Origin of the sequence: Methanosarcina sp. KYL-1 (assembly GCF_024372725.1) — an archaeon.
Lineage (GTDB): Archaea > Halobacteriota > Methanosarcinia > Methanosarcinales > Methanosarcinaceae > Methanosarcina.
On sequence record NZ_VOUA01000059.1, the window covers coordinates 1 to 1,659 of the forward strand.

A 1,659-nucleotide genomic window follows, 5' to 3' on the forward strand; every position below is an offset into this window, starting at 1 on the left:
AACCTCATTTTAAAAAGAAGCAATGTTTTATCAATTTAAAGGAGCACAAAAAATGTGCGAGGGTTCACTTCATCCCCGACCTAAAGGACGGGGTATTCGTGACCCTCCGCGCTCCCGATGTAATAAAGTCATTTGATTCGAGAAATAAGAATATTAGAGGCAAAAATTAAAGGCAAAAATTAGAGCAAAAATAAGAGGCAAAAATAAGAGGCAAAAATAAGAGGCAAAAATAAGAGGCAAAAATGGAGGCAAAAATAGAGGCAAGAAATAAGAGGTAAAAAATGAGGAAGTTGATGCAGGGAAAGTTCCCTGAAAAAAATTATTCCCGGCAGCAACATCAACTCTTCTTAAGAAGCTTAAGTGCGTCCCTGCAGGCCGCAACAGCCGGAGCCCCTGAGGTAATGAAAATGACATCCATTGTTTCCATTATTTCCTCCTTTGTAGCCCCGTTCTTGAGCGCACTCTGCATCTGCACAACCGTGCACCTTTCACACTGCTTGGATGCAACTACAGCAAGGGCCATCAAGATTTTCACCTTTGCCGGAAGAGCGCCGTCCGATAATAACTTCTGGTTGCATCTGTTGTATTTCTTCAGGGATTCATGATCAATTTCCCCGATGATTTCCAGAATACGCGGTGTAAAACCCAGTTTATCGCTCATACTTTCCAATAATTCTTTATGTTCCAGTTCTTCGTATTCATCCATAGAATCTAACCCCCTGTTATTGTACATCCGAATTGATGTACATCCATTATCTGCTAGCATATTACTTATTTGATTCCCAAAGCTCCGGAATGCATGCTACCAATAACTATAAGTAGCGAACTAAAATTATATAATTGGGGTTCATTAGCCGTAAAATAAGTTCATTACGGTCATAGTGTAGAAGACAAAGGGGAGTAATGATGAAACCAACCGATGATCTGAAAGAAGAACACGACGCCGTCAAACTGATGCTGAGGATACTGGATGGCATCTGCATGGATATCGACTCCGGAAAGAAGGTGGATTATGGACATCTGGAAAACATCGTGGAATTCATGAAAGTGTTTGTCGACAAATGCCACCACACAAAGGAAGAAGCTCACCTTTTCCCTGCAATGGAAAAGGCAGGTATCTCCGTTGCAGTAAAATTGATCCCTTCTCTTTTGCAGGAACATGAAGAAGGAAGGGAACATGTAAGGAAGATAAATGAGGCAGTTTCCGGAAAAATGGATTCCGAAGCACTGTCGACCATAGTCAGGAATTCAAGGGATTATACCCAGCTCCTGATAAGGCATATCGACAAAGAGGACAGATACCTTTTCCCGGTGGCTGATGCCCGACTTAAGCCTGAAACTCAGGAAAACATGCTGGAGTCCTTTGAACTGGTCGAAGCCGAGAAAATAGGTACAGGGAAACATGAAGAGTTCCACAGGATGCTCCGTGAACTGGAAAAAATTTATGTGAAGCCCTGATTTTGAGGGTCAGAGCTGAACTGTTAAAATTTAATACCGTTTTTAAAAGTAAGTCAATTTGGTGACTACTCCCGTCACTGAAGTGACGGGCATCTATCAGAATTCTGAAGAGATTGTAGCCCCAATCTCAGAATGTTAATAGCAGCATTATGATCTCTATCAAGAGTAAGACCACAATAAGGACAACTGTGTATTCTCTCT

3 protein-coding genes are annotated in these 1,659 nt (G+C 41.6%); 1 reads left to right on the forward strand and 2 read right to left on the reverse strand.

The genetic code is table 11. From position 1 onward, the window contains the following. Positions 1-337: 337 nt before the first annotated feature. Entirely contained in the window at positions 338-706 is a 369-nt protein-coding gene (locus tag FTO70_RS17845) for a carboxymuconolactone decarboxylase family protein (protein ID WP_255337122.1), read from the reverse strand. A 200-nt stretch (positions 707-906) separates the two neighbouring features. On the opposite strand from FTO70_RS17845, the gene FTO70_RS17850 reads away from it, so the two are divergent. Further along, positions 907-1,458 carry a hemerythrin domain-containing protein gene (locus FTO70_RS17850; protein WP_255337123.1) on the forward strand — a complete coding sequence of 184 codons (552 nt, stop codon included), beginning with the start codon at positions 907-909 and terminating at the stop codon, positions 1,456-1,458. Positions 1,459-1,532: 74 nt separating this feature from the next. On the opposite strand, the gene FTO70_RS17855 is transcribed toward FTO70_RS17850, so the two are convergent. Further along, complete coding sequence (locus FTO70_RS17855; RefSeq protein ID WP_255334753.1) at positions 1,533-1,652, reverse strand: transposase; 120 nt, start codon at positions 1,650-1,652, stop codon at positions 1,533-1,535. Positions 1,653-1,659: the final 7 nt, after the last annotated feature.